The following is a 22,807-nucleotide window of genomic DNA, read 5'->3' on the forward strand; positions in this document are numbered from 1 at the left end:
GTCGCGTTCTTCGGTGTCTCCTCGAGCGTCTTGACGATGACCCGCTCGACGTCGGCATCGGTGATCTTCCGGGGGACGCCGGGCCGCGGGTCGTCGCACAAGCCGTCCAGGCCCCGCTCGATGAAGCGCCGCCGCCAGGTGCGGACCGTGTCCGGCGCGATCCGCAGCCGGCGCGACACCTCCATGATCGAGTGGCCCTCGGCGCACTCCAGCACGATCCGCGACCGCTGAGCCAGAGCCTGAGCCGTCGTTCGGCGACGCAACCAGCCCGCCAGCACCGCCCGCTGGGCATCAGTGACCGACAACGGCGGAATCCTCGGACCCGGACGACTCATGCCCGACTAACGACAAATCTCTGACTCAGGTCACTAGCGGCCGACCGCGCGCACGGGGCTCGCTGATCGGGTCTGCCTCGCGCGTGAAGCCGATCTCTCCGGCATGCGGAACCATGTCTCCGTCGGCACCGGTGACGTGCTCGGCTTCTAGGAGTCGGACCAAGCCGCCACAAGTGACCGCCGATCCGGAAAGCGGGGACCGGAGACCGTCTCCTGGGCGGATTCACCGTTGAGCCAGCACACTCGCTCGGGGGCGCCGTCACCGGTGTCGAACAGGCAGCACACCCCTCCGCTGTCGGCGGTGAGATCGGTGAACGACTTCCTGATGCCGGCCGACCGCGCAAACAGGCGGCTCATCCCCGACGTCGCCGCCCAGCACTCCACCGACGTGTAGCCGGGGTGGAGAAGGGACTCGAACCGGATCGTCGCGTAGACGTACCCGATCTGGACGCGCCCGTCGGCGTCGGGTTCAGGGCCGGTCGACTGCGCGTACTCACGAAGTGCGTCATCGACGTCGAACATGAGGGACATGTCGAGTTCGAGCGTGCTGCTCCGGGAGCAGTCGACCGGCTCGCTCTTGAAACGGGACGTGAACGGGAGGGCGAGCCGCTCACCGCCGGGCAGGGTGACCTCGAGCGGTGGTACGGCACGGGCCGGTGGCGCCAGCTCGGCCAGATTGGTCAACGCCCTGGCGACATTCCGAGGACGCAGATAGATGTCGTAGCCGTAGACCAGCCCCACACTTCCCCCTGCCCCAGATCGAATCGCACCCTCTCACGCCCCGCCCCACGGGCGCCTGTCGGTAGCGGAACCCGATGAGTGGCTGTGACCGGCACGGCCACAGGAAGTCTCAGCCGTCTCGACCCTGCCATGTGGTCACGCAGGCCTCGTTCCCCTCCAGGTCGGCGAGTACCCAGAACGCGGGGGCACGGGTCGCGGACACGAGCCGGCCTCCGGCCGCCAGCGCGGTCTCGATCCGCCGGGGTGCCTCGTCGTGCGGAACACAGATGTCGAAGTGGATGCGATTGCGCTGTGGGCGCGGCTGGTCCATCTGCTGGAACCAGATGGCCGGGCCCTGCCCGACCGGGTCGACGAGCGCGTCCTGCGGTCCCTCGGCACCCGCCTCGTCCGTATAGCCCAGCACCGCTTTCCAGAACGGCCGAATCCCGGCGATGTCCAGTGCGTCAATGGCGATCTCCAGAACCTGGACGGATCGCTGTGCTCCTGTCCCGATGTCGGGCTCTGTCGGAAGCCCGGACCTGTCGGCGGTGGCGGAGATCTGACGCGCGAGTTCGACATCCCGGGTGGTAACCGCCGCGCGGTCCGACGACTGCAGAGTGAAGACCACCCGATCGGGGCGGACGTCGACCCGAAGGTGCCGGTCGGCGTCGTCGCCGCACGCCGCGACGGTGTCCGCCGCCAAGCCCATCGCCTGAGTCAACGATCCGACCCGGACCGACGTTCGCAAGGTGCCCAGCAAGAAGCGCCATCCGTGGTCCTGGACCGCCGCGGATGCTTCCTGCCGGCTCAATGTCTGCTCCATGGCCGCATCCTCGCAGCTTCGCCGTCTGCCGCGCCTGCCGGTTCAGTTCCTGAGGGCCGGCGTCATCGCGCCGCTCAGGACATTTGTACGGCTCCTTGTGTGACACCTGTCGTGCGGTATGTGCGCCTCTTGCCCCTGCACCACGCCTGTCGACCTTCGTAGGCTTGGGGCATGTTCACATCCCACAGACCAGGACCGGACGATGCCTGGGAAGGCACCGTCGAGGACAAGTCGCGGGGCATGCTCGACGGCGCGAACATGTACCACTTCGTCAAGGTGAGGCGTGCGGACGGCCAGTCCGTCAAGGTGCGCATCGACCGTGGGCTGTGGAAGTCGATCGCGGTCGGCGATCGCATCGTGAAGGAGCGGGGAAGCGGTCCAGCCAAGGCGTGACCGCCAGGGTGCCGGACGGGGAACACCATGCTGCCCCCGCCGGGACCCACAAGCCTACGAACGCAAGAGATGACAGGGCCTGTTGGTGAGTAACTCAGGTGTCTGCGCCGAACATGGCCGACATCGCAGCGAACCGCACTCGAACAGCGCGTGAGGTGAATCGATTTGGCATGATCGCATTCGGTAGATTTGCCTGAAAGTCGCATAAGTGCGGTGCCTGGACGGCAATATGGCCTGATCTTCCTGAACCACGCATCAGAGGCCGTGCCATGACCAGACCGCAGTTCCCGCCGGATCCCTACGCGAGGCCGCAGCGCCCGGTCCCGCAGGCTTCCGGTGACTCCCACCGCGGCGCGCTCGTCGTGGCCCTGATCGGTGCCGCGGCCACGATCGTCGCGGCCCTGATCGGACTGTTCGTGCAACTGAGCGGCGACGTGGAGCAACACGCCTCCGGTCCGTCGCTCGGCGGCGCGTCGCCCGCCTCCGAAGCTCCCGCCGTGCCCGAGACCTCCGCAGCTCCCTCGGTCCCGTCGAGCATGCCCGTGGCGTCCGGAGCGCCTGGCGAAGCGGACGGGGCCGGGGCCGCCCCGACCCCCACCGCTCCGACGCCCGTCGGTCTGCCGGAGAAGTTCCTCGGACGCTGGCAGGGCTACGCCGAGGAGGTCGACGCCACCAGTACCGACCACTACCGCGTCACCGTGGAGCTCGACCAGGGCACACTGCGAGAGCGGGTCGGCAGCGTCCACTACGCGATGGAGTCCTCCGACTGTTACGGCACCGTGAGCCTGACCGCGGTCGGCGGCACGGACCAGGTGATCCTCGGGGAGAGCATCGAGTCCGGCAACTGCGTCACGAACGGCCGCATCACCCTGACGCTGCGCCCCGGCGACACGGTGGACTTCGGCTACGAGTCGACCAAGCGGAACGGCACCCGGCAGTCGGTGAAGGCCGGCCTGGAACGCGTCGCCTGACCGGCGCCGGGGACAACAGCATGATTGCCCGGGCCGCGACGACGACCGCTCCAACCCTTCAGGGACAGGGGTTCCGCGATTGCGTGCCGACAGCGGGAGACGGGAGAGGACGGGAGAGGTGCTCACGCGCTCCAGGTACCAAGTCCCGTACTGCTACGGGCAGTCGAAGCGGTGGGTGAAGGGGCGTCCGGGACAGGTGTGGCACTCGAAGAGATACACGCCGCCGAGGTCACCGAGCACCAGGCCCGAGCCCTCGTAGGGCACGCCTTCGTCTTCGACCGGGGTCCAGGCGCGCCGGGACAGAGCGTCGCCCTCGGTGCTTTCCACGGTCAGGAGGTGTTCCATGCGCTTCCCGCACTCCGCGCAGTCCGGCCACCTCGGCTCCTGGCTCCAGCCGGGATATCCGACCAGCTTCGTGCCCGGCGCAGTGGAGAGGTGGCTCTGGTGGTCCCAGCCCGTCTCCTGGTCCAAGTCCAGGAACCTGAACTCCAGTTGGTCCCAGAGGCCGTCGTCCAGGTCCCAGTGGGGGTACTCCGGCACCGGCTCCGGATGGACGGCGCACGGACGAGGGACGTAGTTCGCCCAGATCCCGGTCGGACTCGGCGGCGCCGACAGCACCTCGCCGACCGCGCCCGCCTCGCGCCAGCGCACATCAGGAACGACCCAGCGGCCGCCGCTGTGCTTCCGCGGGCACCACAGGACCTGGAGCAGATCGCACCCTTCGGGGAACGGAACGATGTCGGGAACGGCACCGCGATAGATCTGGACGACCGGCACCATCGGCGAACCCTCGTGCTCGGGACACAGGGGCCATGCTTCCTCGGCCGGCCAGAGCAGAGGGCCACCCACCGAGCTGTCCCGGAAGGTCGGTTCACCCGCACGCGGGTGAAGCCTCACGGTCTCTCTGCGGAGGGGCGCCAGCTCGGGAAACAGCATCTCCACGTCCACGGGGCGCGGTGGTGTATGGCGGGCCACGCAGAGAGACTACGGCCCCGTGACGTATCGGCGGGAACGGTGTTCGAGGGCCGGTGTGCCCGGCACAGCGGTCAGGACTGCGCGGACGTCAGGGAAGCGGCTTCCCAGGTGAAGCCGTCCGGGTCGGTGAACGCCGCGGCGGAGCCGGTGAGGGCGAGCCGGTGCGAGCCGCTGCCGTCGTCGGGGACGCCGAGGTCCTTGGCCAGACCGGCGCGCTTGTACAGCGCCAGCTTGAACTGGTCCGGTCCGTCCGCCGTGAACTCGGCGTACTTGCCGCCGAAGCTCTTCGCGACGGTCAGCCCCTGCTCGACGTAGAACCGCTTGCTCGCCTTCACGTCCGCGACGCCCAGCAGGAGCACTCGTTCGTCGATGGTGCCCGTGGCCGGGCCCGAGTCCTTCTTCGCCGAGGTCGCGACCTTCCAGATCGTTCCGTCCGGGGCCTGGACGACGCCCCCGTAGCCCCACAGGGACTTCGACACGGGCTTCAGTGAGGTGGCGCCGGCCGCGATGGCGCCGTCGACGAGGCTCGCGACATCGGCCGGCTGGGACACGGTGAGTGCCAGCGTGAATCCGCGGAAGCCGGCCGTCGGGGCCTCGGAGGTGCGCAGGCGCAGCCGGGAGCCGAGCCCGAAGGCGGTGGTGTAGAACTGCTCGGCGGCAGTCGTGTCGTCCACTTCGAGGGTGATGGATGCGATGGAAGTCATGCCGATCACGCTAGTCGCGGCTCGGTGGCGGTGGCTTCTTCGATCCTGCTCGATCCTGCTCGCTCCGGTCCTGCCGGACCCTGTCCCGTTCGATCCGGTCATCGTCGATCGGTCGCCTTCGTCCGTCGTGCCGTCCTGGCCGCCCTTCCGTCGGATTCAGGGTCCGGAGATGGCCTGGCTGGCGATGAGCTGCTGGTAGGGGGTGCAGCGCGCCAGGAGTGCGGGGTGGTCGCCGGTGTCGGTGACGGTGCCCTGATCGAGCATGATCACGTGCTCGGCGTGCTGCACAGTGGTGAGCCGGTGGGCGACGACGATGACCGCGCGGGTCGTCGCCAGCTTTTCGATGACGGTTCGGAAGCGTTGTTCGTTGAGGCCGTCGAGTTGGCTGGTGGGTTCGTCGAGCAGCACGATGTCGGCGTCGGAGAGCAGGGCACGGGCGAGCGCCATGCGTTGCCTCTGGCCGCCGGAGAGGTCGGTCTCGCGGCCGAGATGGGTGTCGAGTCCCTGGGGGAGGCGGGTGATGTCGTCGGTGAGTCCGACGGCGTCGAGGGCGGTGGTGAGTTCGGCGTCCGTGGCGGGGGTGGTGCGGCCGAGCTGGAGGTTCTCGCGGGCGGTGGCTTCCAGCAGGGTGAAGGCCTGGTCGACGTAGGTGATGCGGGTGCGGAGGGCGTCCAGGGGCCAGTGCCGCATGTCGTGACCCAGGACCGTGATGGTGCCCGAGGAGGGCCGGATGAACCGGTCGATGAGGGAGAGGGTGGTGGTTTTGCCGGCTCCCGACGCGCCCACGACGGCCGTGAGCCCGGTGCGGGCGGTGGCGAAGGAGATGCTCCGCAAGGTGGGCCGGCCGGCTCCGGCATGGGTGTAGGAGACGGAGTCGAAGGCGACGGCGGGTGCGTCGGGCAGGGGGGTGGGGGCGGCCCGGTCGTCGTCGGTGGGGTCGTTCTCCGGCGGCAGGAGCAGCAGGTCGTTGCAGCGGTCGCGGGCGGCCAGGCCGGACTGAAGCCGGCCGAGGCCGGTGGCCAGCGTGTTGACGGACGGGATGGCCTGCAGCAGGTAGAGGAGGAACGCGGCGAACGCGGCCGCGGTGATGTCGCCCGCGGCGAGGCGCGCGCCTCCGGTGAGGATCACGGCGATCATGGCGAGCTGGTTGCCGAGGGTGAGGACGGAGGGGATCAGCGTGCCCAGCCGGGCGCCTTCCAGGGAGACGGAGCGCAGCCGTTCGGCGTCCCGGGCGAGGGCGCGGGTGGCCAGCGGTTCGGCCCGGTTGGCCTTGATCGTGGTGAGGGCCTCCAGGTTCGCGGTGAAGCGCTGGGCGATGTGTCCGACGGCGTCCTGCTGGCCGGTCACGTTGGCCCGCATACGGCGCAGGACCAGCATCACCATGAGGGTCAGGGCGGACAGGGCGACCAGGGTGACCACGGTGAGGACCCAGTCGATCCACAGCATCACGCCCAGGGTCGCCGCGATGGTCACGGCGGCCAGGGGCAACTGGCTTGCCACGTCCACGATCTGACGCAGCAGCAGCGCGTCGGAGGTGATCCGGGCGGCGAGTTCGCCGGTGCCCTGGGTCCGGACGACGGGCAGGGGCAGGCGCAGCGCGTGTTCCATCAAGGTGATGCGCAGCCTGTACGCCATGCGTTCGCCGATGCGGGCGAGCAGGAAGCCGGAGCATGCCTGGGTGAGGGCGCCGGCCGCGGCGGCGGCGCACATCAGGGTGATGTGACCTGTGAGTGGGCGATGGCCGGAGAAGTCGGTGATGACGTCCTGGAGGAAGAGAGGGAGGGCGAGGGCGGAGGCGGTGGCCGCGAGTGCGAGGAGCAGTGCGACGGTGAGGGGTCCGGGTTCGGCCGTCAGTTCACGGCGCAGCCGCAGTGGGCCCGTTGTGTGGAGAGCGTGGGGAGCGGGCTCGTCGGCCACGGGAAACCTCTCTGGTGGGCGAGGGGGCGTCGTCGTGTACGGCACGCACCCGGCGGAGGGAGGGGCTGCTGGGGCTGAGGCCGGCTGAACAGCCGGGGCCGGGCCGGGGTGGCGGAGCCGCGGAGGCCGGCCGGCTTCGCAGGGGTCGCGGTGGTGGTGGACGGGCCGCTTTGGGACGGGTCTGTGGGCTGTGCCGCCGTCCGGTGCTGTTGCAGTACAGGCCCTGGTGGGCGACCGGCCGGGCCGCTGGTGGCGGCCCGGCCGGCTGCGCTGCGTACGGCCCCCTACGGGGCGGTGCCCGCTAGAGGCAGAGGAGCGTGCTCACGGTGCTGGTGCCGCAGTTGAGCACGCTCAGGGAGCTGGTGCTCGCGAGGGTGTCGTCGATCGGGGTGGCCTCGGTCTCGGGCAGGTCCATCGTCTGCAGGTCGAGGATCATCATGTCTGTTCTCCTTCATTCACTGACGGGTGGATCACCCGGCCGGGCGGCCGGGAGTCTGGGGTGCGCAACTCGGCTTATCCCGCGGCGCGTCGTGGTGACGTGGTCAGGGGTGGCCGACCGTGTGCCCGGCGGAGACAGGGCGGTGGCCGGCCGTGGCCGGAGCCGTTCGGGTCGCACTCGTCGGTACGGGTCCGGCTCCGCCGGTCCAGGGGAGGAAGGGGGTGCCGGCCAGGGCGGTGCCCAGGGCCAGGAGCACTCCGGCGGAGCCGGTCGCCAGGTCCGCGGAGAGCCGCAGGAGCTGGTCGCCCGGGAAGGCGAGGTGGCCCTGGTACGAGATCTGGTGGAGGGCCAGGAGCCTGCGGTGGCGGTCCAGCGCGGTCTGGCGGTGGGCGGCCGCTTCCACGTCGTCCGGGGTGTGCGGGGGCGGGGAGTGCCGAACGCCCGGAGGGTGCGGCTGGGGCCGGGTGAGGGCGAGGTAGCCGAGGAGCCCCGCGCGGCCGTTGAACAGGCCGGGCTGGATGATGAACTCGGGTTCGGCCGCGCGGCTGATCGGTGTCCGGTAGCGGGCCGTCGGACTGGCGGGATGATGGCCGAGGAGGGCGTCGAGAACCAGTCCGATGCCGGTGCTGCCGGTCTCGATGTAGGGCAGTACCCGGTACTCGTCGAGGACCTGGACGGTGCCGTCCGCCGCGGTCACACATCGCTCGAGGTCCAGTTCGAGCAGCGTCTGGGCCCGTTCGAGGAGAGCGTGATCGCCGGTGCGTTCGTGGAGGCGGACCAGGGCGAGGGCCGCACCGGACGCTCCGTTCATCAGGCCGGCCTTGCGGCGCCCGCTCGAAGGGCCCTCCTTCTCCAGTTCGTCGGCCGCGGCCTGTGCGTGCGTGAGGGCGGTGTCCAGCAGTTGGGGGTCGCCGGTGGCCGTGGCGAAGTGCGACAGGGTCAGGGCGATGCCGGCGCGGCCCGACGACAGGTCGGGGCCCGGTGGGCCGTCCGAAGTGTCGTGCGCGAGCCGGCGCAGCAGATCGAGTGCGGCGTCCCGTTCGCCGAGGAGGTCGAGGGTGTAGGCCACGCCGTGTCCGCCGGTGTAGAGACCGGGCTGGGCCGGGCGGGTACGGGCGGCGTCGATGAGCCACCGGACGTGTTCGTGGTCCGTTCCGGCGCCCGTGGCGTGGAGGGCGTACAGGACACCCGCCGCTCCGTGGGCAAGGCCCAGGCTGCCCTGGGTGAACTGGGCGATGTCGCCCGGGAAGAGCCGGTCGTCGCGGTGAGGGGTGGCCATGGCCCGGATGCCGGCCGCCAGCGAGTCGCGGATGGCCGGCCAGTCGGCCTGCGGCCCGCTGAGCAGGGCCTGTGTCTCGGTCCTGCGCAAGCCCAGTTCGGGCCTCGGGGTGCGGCCGTCCGAGGGGGAGGGGGCCAGCATGCGGCGGATCTCGGCGGTGTATCCGGGGGGCACGGGGAACCGGCGCTCGATGACGTCGGCGAGTTCGGTGCTCTTGCCCGCGTCCAGGGTGGGTAGTTGGGCGAGCGGCAGGAACAACCACAGGCGGATCGCGGCCAGTCCGTACAGGTCGATCTCCGGTCCGGTGTACCCCTTCGGCGCGGTGAATCCCGCGGCTCCCAGCGCCGGACGCACGAAGGCGTCGACAGGGCTGGCGAGTTCGAAGTCGATGAAACAGATGTCGCCGTTCGGCCGGATGATCAGGTTGCGGGGGTGGAGGTCTCCGAAGACCACCCCGCGGGCATGCATGGCCTTCAGGACGTGCTCGATCCGGTCCACGATCCCGATCGCCTCGCGGGTGTACTCGGCGACCGTCGTGTCGTCGGCGTCCGGATGGATGAGCGGGTACTTCGCGGTCAGCCACTCGCTCAGCGACTGTCCCTCGACGAATTCCTGGACCAGGAAACGGTGTTCCCACACGGTCAGCAGTTCGTGCAGTGCGGGGACACCGGGCGATCCGGCCAGACGGGCCATCATGTCGTGTTCCTGCTGGAGCCGGGTGACGGCGTCGACTCCGCGCTGGTCAAGACCCGCGTGGGGGCGAGCCTCCTTGAGCACCACCTGCGGACTGTCCGCGTCCTTGCGGCCCAGGTAGACACCGCCCGCGTTGGAGAAGTGCAGGACGCGTTCGACGGTGTAGGGGAGCGAGGGCGCCTGCGAGGCGTTGCGCTCGGCGATGGCGCCTTCGACGAACGCGGGTACGGGCGCCCAGCCGGGGACCGAGAAACCGGCGCCGCGGACGTCGGGGACCAGTCGGCCGTCCGGGTCCTCGAGTGCCAGCACCCGCTGACCGGCGTCGTTGTGACAGTGGCGCTCGGCGAATCCCCCGTAGCGCAGATACAGCGGTCCCTCCCCCCAGCGCAGATCGCTGAGGATGTACGGGCCGCGGCGTCCGGCCAGCAGCGGTCCGAGGCCCTCCAGGCACCGCCGCAGCTCGGCGTCGTCCACCGGGTAGAGCGTGCAGAACTTTCCGCTCGAACCACGCGGGGAGTACTTGGAGTTCTGCAGCTGCAGGATGGGCAGCCCACGCAGGAACTTGAACGTGATGTGCTCGCGCAGACAGTAGTCGTAGACCTGTTCCAGCACCGCCTCGGCGTCCTCCGCGCACGAGGACACGTGGATCTTCCAGCCCTGCGGGGGCAGTTGCACGTCCTGGGGGCGTACCACCGCCCAGATCTCCAGGTCCCCGCGCTCCCAGCCGGCGGGCAGCGGCCGGCTGACGGCCGCGAACTCCTCCTGAGCGCCCCAGCGTCGGGGTGAGTCGTAGAAGATCGGGTCTGCGTAGGCGTAGGCCTCGTACCGGTTGTCCATCGGACTTCTCCTCAGGGCAGGGACGTGTACAGGCGGGTCGGCGAAGGGGAGCGGAGATCCGGCCGGCCTGGAGAGCGGGGAGCGGGGAGCGGGGAGGTGCGCCGGCCCGGGGAGCGGGAGCGGGCCGCGCGTTTTCGGCTGGTGGCCGGAGCTTGGCGGGGCTGCGGCCACTCGAAGTATTGGGAAGGCGATACTTCGGCCACAACGGCGCGAAAGAAGGCTTTTCCGAAGATATTCACCCCGGGCGTGATGTCGGGGCCGCCCATCGCCGACAGCGCCGAGGCGTACACCGGATCACCGGACCGGTCCGGTGCGCCGAGCCGTCGCGGGCGCTGCGAAGGCGGGCGCTGTCTCGCCGGGCCTGCGACCAGGAGTTTTCCCAGGAGCGAGCCGCGTCGGCCGTCCCGGTCGATTGGGCCCTGAGGGCACGGTTAAAACGGCATATGCCGGGTGGGGGGCGATACGGCGTATGACCGCCGCGTGCCCGCCGTTCCCTCGAGATGGATTTGTCGTACCGCGCGAGAGATGGGCAATCGCCTCCGCGGACCGCTCGGAAACCTCCGCGAGCCCGGCGAACAAGCCGCGAGGCGATGCCCCTTTGTCAGGAACTCGGTTCCGGCTTCGCCGAGTTGACCGACGAAAGTCACGGATGCGTGCCGCGGATGCCATCGTGCGATCCCGGCAGCGCCGGCATCGGCCTCGGACCGCTGGAGGTGGCGGCCGGACACGAGCGGAGGCGGTCGGACGCGCAACTCCAGGACAAGGCCGTGAAGTCGGGCGTTCGGTTGCTGGTCGACGGCCGGTCCGGCCTGACGCCCGCGCGATGTACGCAGACGGAGTGAACGCCGATGGCCGACCGCCGTGGACCGGTGAAAGCCGCGCGAGGCGCGGCCCTCGTCACTGCTGCGGAGGCTGTGGCAGGCTCTGTCCGGCGGCGTCGATCCGCCCGGCGCGGATCGCCTGCTCCCGCGCCGCGGCTCTGCGGGCGGCCCAGAACTTCGACTGGATCTCGGCCATCGGCCCGCGCAGCGCTCGCAACGCCAGGCAGGACGCCAGTGCCAGGACGCCGGTCGGGATCGCGATACCTCCGGCGATCTGCCAGGACAACCGGGGGTCGGTCACCGAGCCGCCGACGATGACACAGAACCCCACCAGGATCCAGCCCAGCCGATAGCCGGAATCCACGCCCTCGGCGTCGCCGGCGAAGGTCAGCCGGCCCGCGTTCACCAGCCCGTAGCCCAGCAGGCACAGCAGACCGGCCGGGATCAGCCCGGCGAGCATCAGCACCGGCATGGGGATCGGCGGGTCGTCGTGGTTCGTGGCCCAGACCAGCGACTCGATCACCACCCCGGCGACGAACACCACCAAGCCCAGCGCGCTCAGTACACCGCCGAGGATCCGCAGCCGCTTGCGCAGCACCGGGTCGGCGAGGGCCCCCATGTCGTCGCCCTGATACCGCCACGCGGCCAGGGCGCGCGCGACGCCCGTGGCGATCGGGATCACACCCGACACCACGCCGGCCGCCAGCAACAGGGCGCCCAGCAGATAGTCGTGGTCGTAGAGCAGGCCGACACCGACGAACAGGGCGAGGGTGCCGAACGTCAGCATCGCCCGGTACAGGGACATGGGTGCGCACCTCCGTGAAGACCGCGGGAAGGCTCCGCACCCTACCGTTTGACGCATGCCGGTCAACCTTCGCGCGGCGTTCGCCCGACGGGTGCGCCGACTCCGGTGTGTGGTAAGCCAGTTGAGGCCATCCAGGCCATCCAGGCCATCCAGGCCATCCAGGCCATCCAGGCCATCCAGGCCATCCAGGCCATCCAGGCCATCCAGGCCATCCAGGCCATTCGGCCGGTGTCGCCGCAGCAATTCACCGCACGTGCCCGGAACTGTGGCTTCCACCACGGCGGCTGTGATCTTGGTGTGGTGGGATCGTCGGATGCTCGGTTTCCTCCTGCGTCTCCTGCCTTTCTGGGTCCGTGAGCCTCTGCTCATCGTGGTCGGGTCGGTTTTCGGCGTACGCATCATGTATCTCGCCGTCCGCGATCAGGAGCTGGTCCCGGCCGGTATCGGTGCGGCGTTCCTCGTGTTCACCGCCGTACGCGTCCACGAGGTGGTCCGGGCCCTGCGCGCCCGCCGCAGCCCGGGTCCGGCGGCCTCCACGGCCGGGGCGGCGGTCACCGTCGACGCCCCCGCCCAGGCCGCAGCCGGGCCGCGCCCTGGCCCGGCCGCTCCGCGGAAGGACCACAACGCGTGGGGCCAGGCCGTCGCGGCCATAGCCTTGTTCGGGGCGCTCGGGGCCGCGCTGTGGCTGGGCCCCCGCGTGATGCCGTCCGACGTCAGCGCCCCGCAGCCCGTCTCGTGTCCGGGCGCGGAACACGAGGAACTGCCGAAGGTCTACAAGAAGACGCCCCGGCCCGTCACCGGTGAAGAGCTGTGCAAGGCGCTCAACCGGCCGGACCTGGCCAAGCTGCTCGGAACGCCCACGGAGACCGCGACCAGTGTCTCCGGCAGCAACAACACCGCTCCCCTGACCGACGGCAAGGTGGCCGCGCCGGAGGCCGAGGTCGAGTTCGACACGTACACCGTGAATGTCTCGGCCACGTACAACCATCTGACGACCGACCAGTACGTGAAGCTGATGAAGTACGGGACCGAGCAGAACATCAAGACCCTCACGGTTCTCGGTCGGCCCGCGGTCTTCTCCTCGGATCACACCATGCAGATTCGGATCAGTGGCGGGAGCGGCACTACCGGCGGTCCGGTCGAGCAGGGCCCCCTGGCCAGGAACCTGACCGTGGCCCTCGACCGCAAGGACCGGGGCGGCTACTGCGACATCACCGTGTGGAGCGAATCCGGAGCCCTCCCCGACGACAGCGCTCTCCTCGCCATCGCCGACAAGGTGCTTCCGGCGATCCGCGAACGCTGATCGGTGAGACGCCCGGAGCTCCCCGGTGGCTGACGGCAGGAGGTGCGGCCGGTCTCCGTGCTCGTGAGGGCGCAGGACATCGCCCGTACATGTGTGCGCTACTATTTCGCCAGAGCCGGTCGGAGGAAGTCACTCCGGTTGGTGATGCGTCGGTGGTCCAAGGAAAGACGCCCCGCTTCCTGCGGGGAAATGCAGGTGCAAGGCCTGCCCGGCGCTCTGTCGAAACCCTGTCCCGCTGTGTGCGGGACAGGGTTTCTTTCTGTCCGGGGCCGGTCCGGGGTCGGTCGGTGGCTGGTCCGTTCCGGTGCCGGGCGACAAGGGGCCGGCTGCCCCGGCGCTGTCAGACGGCACCACCCGGTGCCGAGGTGGCGAGCAGTGCCGTGCGTGCGGCCTCGCACAGCGCGTCGTCCTCCGGGACGGAGCGCCAGGTGCCGTGTCTCACGGGCCGTTCGTCGGCGTCGAGGAAGGCCCTGAGGGCCGGCCGCGCGGGAGCCGCGTCCGCGCCCATCTCCGCCAGCAGCCGCACTGTTTCGATGACCGCCGGATAGGCGCCGCCCCGTTCGGCGAACGGGGTGATGGCCCGGACGAGGGCGGGGACCACCTCGTCGGTCCGGCCGGTGATCCGCCACAGTGCCTCACCGGCGCGCAGCGGCAGCCAGCCCTGCGCGTGCCGGGTCAGGAGCTCACGCAACCGCCCGACGTACGGGACTGCCGCCGGGCCCAGTTCCGCCAGCAGGGTGGCGGCGCTTTCCTGGCCGTACGGCTCGCCGAGCTGGGGAAGGAGCAGCCGCAGCGCGGGCTCGCGGTCGCCGGTCAGCCGCCCGTAGGCGAGGGCCAGGCTGCGTGGTGCGAAGGGCTGGTCCGCCGGCGGGGCGTCGAGAAGGGCGCGCAGTCGCTCGGGAGGTACGGCCTTCGACGCCTCCGGCCCGATCGCGGCGAGGGCGTCCAGCGCCCAGACCGCGGCGTCGGTGTCCAGGAGCGCGAGAAGTTCCGGGATCGCGGGGGCGGCCGAGGCACCCCACGAGGTCAGCAGCCGGCAGAGCGAACGGCGTTCGTCGAGGCTGGAGGCGGCGGGGAGACGGGCCCGCAGCGGGGGCAGCAGCACGTCCGCGTGGGCGCCGAGATCCGCGGCGACCTCGTTCAGGCTCAGCTCGTACGTCCACCAGCCGTCGGCGTGGGACGAGTGGGACGCGAACCCGTGCCGCTCTTCGGCCAGGCGCCGCACCAGGGGCGGGACGCACCGCGCGTCACCGAGTCGCGAGAGCGCCCAGAGCGCGTGGGACCGGGTGGGCGGATGCGGTTCGCCGGCGTCCGTGCTCATGGCCGCCAGCGCGTCCGCCCAGGGGCGGGCGGCGCGCCCGCACATGCCGAGGACCCGGGCGGCGAAGAGCCGGTTGTCGGGTTCGGGATCGCCGAGGCGTCGGGCCACGGCCGGCAGCAGGTCGGCGACGGCGGAGCGCCGGCTGCTGAGCGACTGGGCCGCCACCCGCAGCGCTCCCGCGCGCACCACGGGGTCCCGGTGGGCGAGCAGTTCGCGGGTCGCGCCGGTCAGGGCGGTCCGGTCGTCCTCCAGCAGACCGGCCGCCCAGATCACGGTCCCCGTGGTCGCGCCTTCCGGCCGCCACGTGGCCGGTTCGCTGCCGGACAGCACGTCGGACACGGTCCGTCCGCAGTCGCTGTCGGCCTGCCCCGGGAGCGCGCGGCGCAGGGCCTGCACGGCCGTCAGCCGTACGGAGGGTTCGGTGCCGTTCAGCTGCGCCCGCAGCCAGTCGACGCAGGCGCCGCGCTGTTCACCGGCGTGGGCGGCCAGCGAGCCGACCGAGTCGATGAGCTGGAGCCGAGTCCGTGGCGCGTACTCGACGTCCCAGCGTGCCCGCAGCGCGGCGATCACCTCGTCGGCCCGCCGATGGGCCTCGGCCAGACAGCGCGCGACGGCCGTACGGTGCTCCGCCACCGGGTCGTCGAGCAGCGGCAGCAGGTCCGTGACCGCCAGGTCCCACGCCTCGGGCCAGCCGGAGGTGACGAAGCGGGCCTGTGCGGTGTTTCCCGAGTGGGCCAGGGACCGTACGAGGTGGAGGAGATCGCCGCGGACGCCCGTGGCGACGGCCGCGTCCGCGGCGGCCGCGACGACGTGGGGCAGCACGGCGGGTGCCGACGAATAGACTCCACCGCCCTGATGATGGACGTGCGTCAGCAGATCGTCGGCGGCTTCGGCGGCCGCCTCCGGCCGCCGGAGGTCCCGCAGCATGGCGGGCACGTCCTCGGCCGTCCCGTAGGCGTGACGGAGGGCTGTCCAGCCCACGGCTTCGATCCGCGCGGGCGTCTCCCTCATATCCGGCTCGCCTCGACCTGGTCCTCGACGGGGAAGACGTCACCGCAGTCCGGGCAGGTGGCCCGGCCGAAGAGGTACGTGACGCCGCGTGCGATGTCCTCGTGTCCGGCCTGTGCCGCGGTGCGGTGCAGGCGCGTGGGGAAGGGAGCGAGGGCGGCCGGATCGGCGGGCAGCAGGGCCGCCTTGGCCGGGTCGGACGTCACGTAGTCGCCGGCCGAGGCGAAGGTGCCGCGGTCGCCGAAGGCGATGAACAGTTCCGACGTGCACTTCGGGCACTCGATCTCGTACTCGTGCTGGTACAGGCCTTCCAACAGCCCCGTGCTCCAGACCCGTTCCCCCTCGAAGGCCAGGACGCACTGGAGGAGGTCCACGAACGCCACGGAGTCCTCGCCCGCCTCGTCCAGCAGGCGGCGGGCCACCGGGAGGAGGACGGCGAGCTCTTCGGCGTAGCGCGCGCTGTGCTCGTCGTCGGCCGCCGACGCGATGAGCCCCGCCAGCTCGACGGCTTCGTCCGGTTCACCGGGGGCGCGGCCGTCCGCGATCTCGGCCAGGCGGGGGAGGGCGGCGAAGCTGCCGCTGCCGACGCATCCCTGATGGCACAAGTCGTCCCACAGCTCGCTCCAGACCTGTCTGTCGTCCTCACCACCCAGACGTGCGAAAGCGGCGGCAAGATCGTCGGAAGGTATCGCGGTCATACCACCGGATCATGTCAGGACGCGGCTCGGGCTCGTACCGGAGGACGGGGTGGTGGGCCGTCGCGTGATGACGCGTCCGGCTGGGCTGACGACGCGTCCGGCTGGGCTGACGACGCGTTCGGCTGGACTGTCGAGGCGGTCGCCGACCACGTCGGGAATGTCCGGCCACGGTCGGGTTCCCCTGCACCCGGCCCTGCGGATCACCGGGTGCGGGGGACGTCCGCAGCCCGGTTCCATGAACGATCGCGGCCGTCTCTGCCTCGAGGACCCCTCGGTGGAGGGCGGGCGTCGCTCGCCCTCCACCGGCTCCGAAACGTCGCCAGGACTCCGGCGAGGTGTACTTCGGGCCTGACTTCCGGGCCGGAGCCTCAGCTCTTGGTCAGGGTGCGGCCTAGAAGGGGCAGCAGGCGGTCCCAGTGAAGCCGCAGTGCGGCGGGGCTGAACGCGTCGGTGTCGGACATGGTGAAGCCGTGGACGGTGCCGGGGTAGATCTCGGAGGTGTAGCCGACACCCGCCGTGTCCAGGGCCTGGTTGAGCTCGTCGAGGGCCTCGGGCGTCAAGTCGCTCTCGGCGTGGCCGAAGTGGACCTCGGCGGTGAGTTCGGAGAGGCTGCCGGGGCCGTCGGCTCCCACCGGGCCGTGGAACGCGGCGAGGGCGGCTACCTGGCCGGGGTGGGCCGCGGCGGTGCGCGTCGCCAGGAGGCCGCCGATGCAGTAGCCGGTCACCGCGACCGGTCCGTCGCTGACCTCGGGCTGAGCGGTGAGGAACTTGAGATAGGCGTCGGCGTCGCTCAGGACACGTTCCGCGGTGTGCGCCTCGATCATGGGCATCAGCCGGGGGAAGAGCGTGGGCCGGAACTCTTCTCCGATGTGCTCGGGAAGTTCGATCACCGGTGTGGGGCCGTGCCTGTAGAAGAAGTTGGGGACGAGTACGTAGTACCCGTGCCCGGCCAGTTCGCGGGCCATCTCCCGCAGCACGGGCCGAATCCCGAAGGCGTCCGCGTACATCAGCACCCCCGGGTGCCGCCCGCCGTCGTCGGGGAAGGCGGCTAACGCGTCGGCCTGTCCGTCCGCGGTGGGGATCTGCAGCATCTTGGTGGGCATGAACTCTCCTGTCGTGGTTGACGTGTCGAGCCTACGATCAACACGATGGAGGCGGGGCCCGCGCAGCAGCGCGAGATCCTCGGTCCGACAGCGGGCCGCCGCTTCCGTACCGCGACTGCTCACGCCCGATGGCGTGCCGAACCGCCGGTCACGCGACCCGCGGTCACGCGGCCTAGTAGTAATGGCGCCGCCCGCCGACCTCGCGGCCGACCGCTCCCAGGATCCACAGCAGGACACCGACAGCGACCAGGACGATCCCGATGGTCCACAGGATTCCGATACCGGCGACGAGGCCGATGACGAGCAGGATGACTCCGAGGATGATCATGGTGTCCTCCGGTGGCGGGACGTCGTCTGCGGGCGTCCCTTCTCCCGCCGGGTTTCCTGAGTCGTGCGAGGCAAACACGGGATGGTGTGAGCCGCCCGCCCGCACGCTCGCCGTCCCTCCCGCGACCGTCATCGGCGCGGCCGCATGGCCGCTGTTGCCGGCCGGCCCGCACGGACTCTGACGGCTCCCGGGAGCCGGGAAGGCAGCCGGATCGGCGCACGGGTGCGTCGGTGGCGTACGACGGTGCGGGGGAGCCGGGTCCGGAACCGGGGCATCCGCGGAACGGAACGGCTCGGGCGGACGTCTCCCTTGAGGGGACGGTTCCATCAACTGCCCCACAGGTGCCATGAGATGCCTCACCTGCGCATCGTGAGAGGATCGCGGCTGATCCGGCCGTCGATTTGTTAGATTGCGCAACTACGCAACCCGGACAGACGCGCGCTTCATCCGCCCGTAGACCGCAGTTCACGCTCGGCCGTAACCCCTGATGGCCGGAGCCGACGGGCCCGAGTGTTCATGGGAGTGGGAGATGAGCGACCCCTGGGACGGCTCGGGCGGCCAGGCCACACGCGACCGGACGTCGCGGGTTCTCGGACAGGGCACGTCGCAGCCCGACGGAACCGGCCTTCCGGGCGACCGGTTCGCATCCGGAACGGCCTCCCGTTCACACGGCGGCAGACGGACGCGCCGGGCGGGGCGGGGCAGGCGGGTGCTGAGGACCGCCGGGATATGTGTCGCACTCCTGGTGCTGGGCACGGCGGGCGTCGGCTGGTGGTTCTACGAGCACCTGAACGGCAACATCGACACCGTCCCCCTGGACGGCAAGGGCGGCACGGAGAAGGCGGACGCCTTCGGCCGCACCCCGATCGACATCCTGGTGATGGGCTCGGACGGCCGTACCAGCAAGGCGGACTGCAAGCTCGGCGGCGGCTGCGCCAAGACCGGGGTGCAGACCGGCAGCAACGCCGATGTGCAGATGGTGGTGCACGTGTCCGCCGACCGCTCCAACGCGACCGTGATGAGCATCCCGCGCGACACCATGACCCGTGTCCCCGCCTGCAAGGACAGCGAGACCGGAAAGTCGACGGCCGGCTACTACGGCCGGATCAACAGCGCGCTGCAGTACGGCCCGGCCTGCCAGGTGGCGACGGTTCACCAGCTCACCGGCATCCCGATCAGCCACTTCGTCAAACTCGACTTCTCCGGCGTGGTCAAGATGTCCGACGCCGTCGGCGGCGTCTCCGTGTGTGTCAGCGACGACGTGTACGACACCTACTCGCACCTGAAACTGTCCAGGGGCAGCCACACGCTCAAGGGTGAGGCGGCGCTGCAGTTCGTCCGTTCCCGGCACGGCTTCGGCGACGGCAGCGACCTGGGCCGCACCGTCTCCCAGCACATCTTCCTCAGCGCGATGATCCGCAAGTTCAAGAGCGCGGGCACACTCACCGATCCCGGCGCCGTGTACCACCTCGCGGACGCCGCCACCAAGGCGCTGACCGTGGACGAGGGCCTGGGCTCCGTGAAGAAGCTGATCGGGCTCGCCTCGGACCTGGACAAGGTTCCGACGAAGCGGATGACGTTCACGACGATGCAGACGGCTCCCGACCCGGCCGACAAGAACCGTGTCGTGGTGGGGTCCGGCGCGAAGAGCCTGTTTGCGACGATCGCGGACGACAAGTCGCTGACCACCGCGTCGGGCAAGAAGTCCGCGGCGGCCTCCGCGACGAAGAAGCCCGGCGCCTCGGCCGTGCCCGCCTCACAGGTCGCCGTGACCGTGGAGAACGGCACGGGGATCACCGGCCGCGCCTCCGTCGTCGCGGCCGCGCTCACCGGGAAGGGCTTCAGCCCGGCGACGACCACGACCAACGCCCCGGTCTCGGCGACCACCACGACCCTCACCTACGGCACCGGTCAGAAGGGCGCGGCCCAGACCGCCGCCAAGGCCCTCGGACTGTCCGCCTCACATCTGAAGCAGGGCACGAGCCCCGGTCTGGTCCTGGTGGTCGGCAGCGACTGGCCCAGCGGCAGCACCTACCCCGGCGGATCGTCGTCCGCCCCGGCCGACAGCAGGACCGCGGTCGCCGACGCCCACGCCTCCACCGCCGAGGCCAAGAAATGCGCCGACGTCAGCCCCTACAAGACGGTCAGCCTCGACGGCGTCCCCATGACTCCGGCCCAGGCCTACGCGGCGGCGCGCGACAAGCCGGACTCCGACGAGTGACGCGGCCCGTGTGAAGCGGCCGGGCCGACGGCTCAGGAACCGGGGGAGCGCCCGTCACCGAGGGGCCACGCCTCGATGTCGCGGTAATGGATCGGTCCGCTGCTGCGGCCGACGTTGCTGCCGACCAGGTGCAGCCGTTCGGCGGGCCACCGGCGACCGGTGAACCCGGCGAGCCCCTGGGCGATCTCGCCCGCCGAGGACCGGTCTCCCCTGCGGGCGCGGGCCAGCGTCAGATGCGGACGGAAGGGCCGTTCCTCGAGGACGACTCCGCAGTCCTTGACGGTGGTACGCACATCCGTGGCGAGGGCGTGCAGTTCGTCGAGGTCTCCGTCGACTCCGCTCCACAGCACACGGTCGTCGAAGTGGCCGCCGCCGCGCAGGGCCAGCCGGGGCGACCGGCGGCCCGCCGCGAGGTGGGCGAGCGGCGGGCGCAGGAGAGGAACCGTCCCGACCGGCAGCTCCCCCAGGAACGCCAGGGTGATGTGCCAGTCCTCGATGCGGTTCCACCGCAGGTGAGGGTGTGTGCCGTAGGCGGGGCGCAGTTCCCGGGCCAGTTCTTCCTTCGCGGGGTCGGGCGGGGCGAGGGCGATGAACACCCGGACGGTCGCGGGTCGCGTCTGATCATGCACAGCAGACTTCATACCGCACCTTCCGCCGGTGACGAGGCCCTCGCCGTGTGCCATGGGCCACGCCCGGTGCCTCAGAGCTCCTCGCGCAGGCCCCACGGCGAGCCGTACTCGTTGAGCAGGTCGAGGAAGGGGCGGGGCGGCAGGGCCTCCGGGCCGAGGACACCGCTCGCCGACCAGGCTCCGCCCGCGATGAGTTCGAGGGCGATGACAGGATTGACCGCCGTCTGCCACACCACCGCCTGGGACCCGTACTCACGCATCGACCACTGGTTGTCGACCACGTGGTAGAGGTACACCTCGCGAGCCGAGCCGTCCTTGGTCCCCTTGACCCAGGTGCCCGCACAGGTCTTGCCGGTCATGCGGTCGCCCAGTGTGGCCGGGTCGGGCAGACAGGCGGCGACCACATCGCGCGGGGAGACCTCCACCGGCCCGTTCTCCGAAGGGACGGTGACCTTCCTGGTGGAGTCGAGGCCCAGCTCGTGGAGGGTCTTCAGCTTGGCGATGAAGTCGTCGCCGAGGCCGTACTTGAACGTCACCCGGCGGGCGTCGACCCAGCGGGGGATGAGCAGGACCTCCTCGTGCTCCACGTTGACGCACTCCACGGGACCGATGCCCTCGGGGAAGTCGAAGACCTCGGGTTCGCTGAAGGGGGCGGTGGTGAACCAGCCGCGGTCCTTCTCGTAGACCACCGGGGGATTGAGGCACTCCTCGATGGTCGTCCAGATGCTGAAGGACGGGGCGAAGTCGTAGCCCTCGACCGTCAGGTCGGCGCCGTCGCGGACACCGATCTCCTCGATCTCGTCGAAGAGTTCGTCGGCCGCGTACCGGGCGAAGACGTCCGACAGACCGGGCTCCACTCCCATGCCGACGAGGGCCAGTCGTCCGGAACGCTCCCAGGAATCGGCCTGTTCGAACTGCGCGTCGCCGAGCTTGACCCCGCACCGCTCGTAGGGGTGGGTGGCGTGCGGCGCGGACAGGGACATCGCCATGTCGAGGTAGTGGGTACCCGCGGCGCGGGCCGCGTTGAACAGCGGCATCACGAACCGGGGATCGGTCGCGTTGAGAAGCGCGTCGCACCTCTCCTCGGTGAGCGCCCGGCGTACCGCGTCCTCGTCGGAGGCGTCCAGGCGCCTCGCGCTGAACCGGTCCCCGTGCTCCCCGATCGCCGCCACGGCCGCCTCGGCGCGGGCGAGGTCGTAGTCCGCGACCACCATGTGGGTCACGAAGCCGCGACGGGCCGCGATCCGAGTGACGGCTGTGCCCACGCCGCCCGCGCCCACGAGAAGTACTCGCATGTCACACACCTTTCGTCGCCGGGGACGAATGTCTCCGGGCTGGACAGATGCAACGGGATGGCCTCGGTTAAGGTCAATCATGTTGGCATAAGGGCTGTCGCCGCGCGGTGAGCAGGGAGGGTCGGCATGGCGAAACAGGTGGTGCCGGAGACGGAACGGCGCAGACGCCGGCCCACCCGGCAGGGCACGGTGCTGTCCGAGAAGCTGATCGTGCGGACGGCGTTGCGGATGCTGCGCGAGCACGGCAGCACCGGACTGACGGCGCGCAGGCTCGGTACCGCGCTCGGCGCCGACCCCAGCACCCTCTACCGCTACTTCGCCGGTCTCGACGACCTGACCAGGGCCATCGGCGAGGAGCTGATGGGGCGGGCGCTGGACGTCTGGACGGCCACCGGAGAGTGGCGGGCCGACCTGCGGGCGCTCGGCCAGGCCATTCACGCCTCCTATCTCGCGCATCCTCAGGCCGCCGTGCTGACCGCCAGCCGGGTCACCGGCCGGCCGCGGGAGATCGCGGTGGACGAGACGATCCTGGGCATCCTGCGCGGCGCGGGCTTCCCGGACGTGGACGCGGTCGTCGTCTACCACGCGTTCATCGACCTCACCCTCGCCTTCGCCGCCCTGGACGCCGGGTCACTGGCGCTGACGGACGAGGCCCGCGCGGCGGACGAGGAGATGTGGCGGTCCACGTACGCCGAGCTGCCCGCGGGCACCCACCCGCACATCGCGGCCACGGCACGGCTCCTGGCCGGACGGATGACCCACAGTGCCTACCCCGTCGTCCTCGACACCCTGCTGAACAGCGCGGCCGAGCAGCTCGCCTGGGCGAGCGCCCGGCGCTACCCCGACGCGACGAACGCGCGAAAACCCTGACGCAAGCGCTTATGCCAACGCTGCGAGCAGCGCGTTTCGGCCGACGAGTCCGCTGGAGGCTCTATGGACACCGTGCGAGCAGACGTGCTCTGATTCCCGGGTTGATCTCCTCGGGCGCGGGTCGAAGACCCGCACCGCCGCACCGCCGCACCGCCGCACCGCCGCACCGCCGCACCGCCGCACCGCCGCACCGCCGCACCGCCGCACCGCCGGAGGATGCCGCAGCCCGACCACTGCTCGCGCGCGGCACAGCACCTCCGGATCTCGACCGGCACAGGGGGCGAGCCTCCCTGCTGAGAGCAGAACGGATGCGCGTATG

General features: G+C 70.8%; 20 protein-coding genes. 5 read left to right on the forward strand and 15 right to left on the reverse strand.

Annotated features, from left to right (window positions below; all coding sequences use genetic code 11):
• The 3 genes from ACFYW9_RS14010 to ACFYW9_RS14020 all read right to left on the reverse strand — a co-directional run.
• The coding region (locus tag ACFYW9_RS14010) for a helix-turn-helix domain-containing protein (protein ID WP_389148976.1) at positions 1-305 on the reverse strand (305 nt) is incomplete at its 3' end.
• A gap of 177 nt (positions 306-482) precedes the next feature.
• A complete protein-coding gene (locus ACFYW9_RS14015; protein ID WP_389148979.1) occupies positions 483-1,076 on the reverse strand; it encodes a hypothetical protein in 594 nt (197 codons plus the stop codon).
• 109 nt (positions 1,077-1,185) lie between these two features.
• Positions 1,186-1,878: a VOC family protein gene (locus ACFYW9_RS14020; RefSeq protein WP_389148982.1), complete on the reverse strand. Its 693-nt coding sequence runs from the start codon at positions 1,876-1,878 to the stop codon at positions 1,186-1,188.
• Positions 1,879-2,049: 171 nt separating this feature from the next.
• Between ACFYW9_RS14020 and ACFYW9_RS14025 the strand changes: the two genes are divergently transcribed.
• Complete coding sequence (locus ACFYW9_RS14025; RefSeq protein ID WP_389148986.1) at positions 2,050-2,271, forward strand: hypothetical protein; 222 nt, start codon at positions 2,050-2,052, stop codon at positions 2,269-2,271.
• 269 nt (positions 2,272-2,540) lie between these two features.
• On the forward strand, positions 2,541-3,242 hold the full coding sequence (locus tag ACFYW9_RS14030) for a hypothetical protein (protein ID WP_389148988.1): 702 nt from the start codon (positions 2,541-2,543) through the stop codon (positions 3,240-3,242).
• 153 nt (positions 3,243-3,395) lie between these two features.
• Here the strand turns inward: ACFYW9_RS14030 and ACFYW9_RS14035 are convergent, their stop codons facing one another.
• The 6 genes from ACFYW9_RS14035 to ACFYW9_RS14060 form a co-directional block, all read right to left on the reverse strand.
• The gene (locus ACFYW9_RS14035; protein ID WP_389148991.1) at positions 3,396-4,091 is read right to left on the reverse strand and encodes a DUF1963 domain-containing protein; all 696 of its coding nucleotides are present in this window, start codon (positions 4,089-4,091) and stop codon (positions 3,396-3,398) included.
• Between the two features lie 197 nt (positions 4,092-4,288).
• Positions 4,289-4,921, reverse strand: coding sequence for a glyoxalase (locus ACFYW9_RS14040; protein WP_389148994.1), 633 nt, complete (start codon positions 4,919-4,921; stop codon positions 4,289-4,291).
• Positions 4,922-5,077: 156 nt separating this feature from the next.
• Entirely contained in the window at positions 5,078-6,838 is a 1,761-nt protein-coding gene (locus ACFYW9_RS14045) for an ABC transporter ATP-binding protein (RefSeq protein WP_389148997.1), read from the reverse strand.
• 301 nt (positions 6,839-7,139) lie between these two features.
• A complete protein-coding gene (locus ACFYW9_RS14050; RefSeq protein WP_328456874.1) occupies positions 7,140-7,277 on the reverse strand; it encodes a SapB/AmfS family lanthipeptide in 138 nt (45 codons plus the stop codon).
• Between the two features lie 103 nt (positions 7,278-7,380).
• Positions 7,381-10,086, reverse strand: a complete 2,706-nt coding sequence (gene lanKC, locus ACFYW9_RS14055) for a class III lanthionine synthetase LanKC (protein ID WP_389149000.1) — start codon at positions 10,084-10,086, stop codon at positions 7,381-7,383.
• An 897-nt stretch (positions 10,087-10,983) separates the two neighbouring features.
• Positions 10,984-11,712 (reverse strand): hypothetical protein, encoded by a 729-nt coding sequence (locus tag ACFYW9_RS14060; protein ID WP_389149003.1) that lies wholly within the window; start codon positions 11,710-11,712, stop codon positions 10,984-10,986.
• 313 nt (positions 11,713-12,025) lie between these two features.
• Here ACFYW9_RS14060 and ACFYW9_RS14065 point away from each other — a divergent pair, with 313 nt between their 5' ends.
• A complete protein-coding gene (locus ACFYW9_RS14065; RefSeq protein WP_389149006.1) occupies positions 12,026-13,015 on the forward strand; it encodes a DUF6215 domain-containing protein in 990 nt (329 codons plus the stop codon).
• Positions 13,016-13,355: 340 nt separating this feature from the next.
• Here ACFYW9_RS14065 and ACFYW9_RS14070 read toward each other — a convergent pair whose 3' ends face one another.
• From ACFYW9_RS14070 to ACFYW9_RS14085, 4 genes are all read right to left on the reverse strand, one after another.
• Entirely contained in the window at positions 13,356-15,347 is a 1,992-nt protein-coding gene (locus ACFYW9_RS14070) for a HEAT repeat domain-containing protein (protein WP_389149009.1), read from the reverse strand.
• Positions 15,344-16,042, reverse strand: coding sequence for a hypothetical protein (locus tag ACFYW9_RS14075; RefSeq protein ID WP_389149012.1), 699 nt, complete (start codon positions 16,040-16,042; stop codon positions 15,344-15,346). Before ACFYW9_RS14075 ends, ACFYW9_RS14070 begins: the two co-directional genes overlap by 4 nt.
• A gap of 368 nt (positions 16,043-16,410) precedes the next feature.
• Positions 16,411-17,145 (reverse strand): dienelactone hydrolase family protein, encoded by a 735-nt coding sequence (locus ACFYW9_RS14080; protein WP_389149015.1) that lies wholly within the window; start codon positions 17,143-17,145, stop codon positions 16,411-16,413.
• 172 nt (positions 17,146-17,317) lie between these two features.
• Positions 17,318-17,473: a DUF6131 family protein gene (locus ACFYW9_RS14085; protein ID WP_389149019.1), complete on the reverse strand. Its 156-nt coding sequence runs from the start codon at positions 17,471-17,473 to the stop codon at positions 17,318-17,320.
• Between the two features lie 529 nt (positions 17,474-18,002).
• Here ACFYW9_RS14085 and ACFYW9_RS14090 point away from each other — a divergent pair.
• On the forward strand, positions 18,003-19,694 hold the full coding sequence (locus ACFYW9_RS14090; RefSeq protein ID WP_389149022.1) for an LCP family protein: 1,692 nt from the start codon (positions 18,003-18,005) through the stop codon (positions 19,692-19,694).
• Positions 19,695-19,726: 32 nt separating this feature from the next.
• Here ACFYW9_RS14090 and thpR read toward each other — a convergent pair whose 3' ends face one another.
• Both thpR and ACFYW9_RS14100 read right to left on the reverse strand, forming a co-directional pair.
• Positions 19,727-20,323: an RNA 2',3'-cyclic phosphodiesterase gene (gene thpR / locus ACFYW9_RS14095; protein ID WP_389149025.1), complete on the reverse strand. Its 597-nt coding sequence runs from the start codon at positions 20,321-20,323 to the stop codon at positions 19,727-19,729.
• A 71-nt stretch (positions 20,324-20,394) separates the two neighbouring features.
• Positions 20,395-21,618: a saccharopine dehydrogenase family protein gene (locus ACFYW9_RS14100; RefSeq protein WP_389149028.1), complete on the reverse strand. Its 1,224-nt coding sequence runs from the start codon at positions 21,616-21,618 to the stop codon at positions 20,395-20,397.
• A 126-nt stretch (positions 21,619-21,744) separates the two neighbouring features.
• Between ACFYW9_RS14100 and ACFYW9_RS14105 the strand changes: the two genes are divergently transcribed.
• Positions 21,745-22,488, forward strand: coding sequence for a TetR/AcrR family transcriptional regulator (locus ACFYW9_RS14105; RefSeq protein WP_389149032.1), 744 nt, complete (start codon positions 21,745-21,747; stop codon positions 22,486-22,488).
• The last annotated feature ends 319 nt before the right edge of the window (positions 22,489-22,807 follow it).

This window comes from Streptomyces sp. NPDC002698 (assembly GCF_042888945.1).
Taxonomy (GTDB): Bacteria; Actinomycetota; Actinomycetes; order Streptomycetales; family Streptomycetaceae; genus Streptomyces.

What these genes read in the sequence shown, in the direction of transcription:
- ACFYW9_RS14090 (WP_389149022.1), top strand. Translation starts at nt 18,003, where the DNA reads ATGAGCGACCCCTGGGACGGCTCGGGCGGCCAGGCCACACGCGACCGG.
- ACFYW9_RS14030 (WP_389148988.1), top strand. Translation starts at nt 2,541, where the DNA reads ATGACCAGACCGCAGTTCCCGCCGGATCCCTACGCGAGGCCGCAGCGC.
- ACFYW9_RS14025 (WP_389148986.1), top strand. Translation starts at nt 2,050, where the DNA reads ATGTTCACATCCCACAGACCAGGACCGGACGATGCCTGGGAAGGCACC.
- ACFYW9_RS14060 (WP_389149003.1), bottom strand. Translation starts at nt 11,712, where the DNA reads ATGTCCCTGTACCGGGCGATGCTGACGTTCGGCACCCTCGCCCTGTTC.
- ACFYW9_RS14100 (WP_389149028.1), bottom strand. Translation starts at nt 21,618, where the DNA reads ATGCGAGTACTTCTCGTGGGCGCGGGCGGCGTGGGCACAGCCGTCACT.
- ACFYW9_RS14020 (WP_389148982.1), bottom strand. Translation starts at nt 1,878, where the DNA reads ATGGAGCAGACATTGAGCCGGCAGGAAGCATCCGCGGCGGTCCAGGAC.
- ACFYW9_RS14070 (WP_389149009.1), bottom strand. Translation starts at nt 15,347, where the DNA reads ATGAGGGAGACGCCCGCGCGGATCGAAGCCGTGGGCTGGACAGCCCTC.
- ACFYW9_RS14105 (WP_389149032.1), top strand. Translation starts at nt 21,745, where the DNA reads ATGGCGAAACAGGTGGTGCCGGAGACGGAACGGCGCAGACGCCGGCCC.
- ACFYW9_RS14085 (WP_389149019.1), bottom strand. Translation starts at nt 17,473, where the DNA reads ATGATCATCCTCGGAGTCATCCTGCTCGTCATCGGCCTCGTCGCCGGT.
- ACFYW9_RS14040 (WP_389148994.1), bottom strand. Translation starts at nt 4,921, where the DNA reads ATGACTTCCATCGCATCCATCACCCTCGAAGTGGACGACACGACTGCC.
- ACFYW9_RS14050 (WP_328456874.1), bottom strand. Translation starts at nt 7,277, where the DNA reads ATGATGATCCTCGACCTGCAGACGATGGACCTGCCCGAGACCGAGGCC.
- ACFYW9_RS14075 (WP_389149012.1), bottom strand. Translation starts at nt 16,042, where the DNA reads ATGACCGCGATACCTTCCGACGATCTTGCCGCCGCTTTCGCACGTCTG.
- ACFYW9_RS14065 (WP_389149006.1), top strand. Translation starts at nt 12,026, where the DNA reads ATGCTCGGTTTCCTCCTGCGTCTCCTGCCTTTCTGGGTCCGTGAGCCT.
- ACFYW9_RS14080 (WP_389149015.1), bottom strand. Translation starts at nt 17,145, where the DNA reads ATGCCCACCAAGATGCTGCAGATCCCCACCGCGGACGGACAGGCCGAC.
- lanKC (WP_389149000.1), bottom strand. Translation starts at nt 10,086, where the DNA reads ATGGACAACCGGTACGAGGCCTACGCCTACGCAGACCCGATCTTCTAC.